The 1,070-nt window shown below is 40.5% G+C and carries 1 protein-coding gene; it reads right to left on the reverse strand.

Going from position 1 to position 1,070, the window contains the following annotated elements; all coding sequences use genetic code 11:
- Positions 1 to 674 precede the first annotated feature (674 nt).
- Positions 675 to 1,070: hypothetical protein (locus tag BVER_RS29565; RefSeq protein ID WP_232316955.1), on the reverse strand; the 396-nt coding region annotated here is incomplete at its 5' end.

The following is a 1,070-nucleotide window of genomic DNA, read 5'->3' on the forward strand; positions in this document are numbered from 1 at the left end:
GCTCGTTTTCAATGGAAATCATAAAATTAGTGAGCACCCTACCCAAAATTTTTGAAAACAACAAAAACAAGCAACAATCCGCACTATGATCCCAAGAGGCAACATCAAAGTTGCCACATTTAAGTATTTCATATTCAAAACCCTAGGCTAAAGAGAGATAGAATGAATTCCATACCTTGGCTTTGATGATGATTGCAATGTGAAATGAAGGCTGAATTTGTTGTTTTTAGGGGGTATTTTAGTGTTCTAACCGATTAGAATTGTGTTTTATGGTATTAGGTAGAGTTTGGTTGAGAGAAAATGAAGTTATTTGAAAGATAGAAATGAGGGGGAAAGGAAAAAACCCGTAACTTATAAACAGGGGGAGACCGATCGCCGGCGGCGATGGATCGATCACCGATCATCCTGCCTTTCAATTTTGCACTTTAGCTCAATTTTTCCACCCTTTTGTGTGTTCTAACTTCATTTTATCCTACATTTCATGCATTTCATCAACCTAACTTCAAATTTTCATGCCAAAGTCCAACTTATTCCTAAATCCATGCGAGGTTAACGACTAAGAACAAGAAAATTAAAAAGTAAAGGATACCAAAAGGATACTTATTGCTTGGGTTGCCTCCCAAGAAGCGCTGTGGTTTTAACGTCGCCGGCCCGACGTGATGCTTCATGGCTCTTCAAGTTTGATCCTTCATGGGCTCCTCCCGAATCCTAACCTTCATCCCCTTGAAGCATCTTTCCTTCTTTGCACCACTCATCAAGGATGCTATCATCTTGTGAGGGATACATAGTTCATCAATGGCACTACTCCGGCTCCCTTCATCTTGGCTTGAATTATAACCCTCAATCTTTGCCTTAGCCTTGGCTCTAGCTCTAGCTTTCTTCCCGGGCTTATTTTTCTTCTTTTTCTTCACCGGTGTGGATGGAAAATCTGAACTAGGCTCACTTGCATTGAAAACTTCAGTCCTAGATTGATCCGTGGGTGAGTCATCCAAGAGATCATCATCATCAAATAGCTTAGCCTTACCTTTCTCTTTGGTCTTTACATTCAATTCAGCCACCTTCTTCAAGAG

Origin of the sequence: Candidatus Burkholderia verschuerenii, assembly GCF_001189365.1 — a bacterium.
Lineage (GTDB): Bacteria > Pseudomonadota > Gammaproteobacteria > Burkholderiales > Burkholderiaceae > Caballeronia > Caballeronia verschuerenii.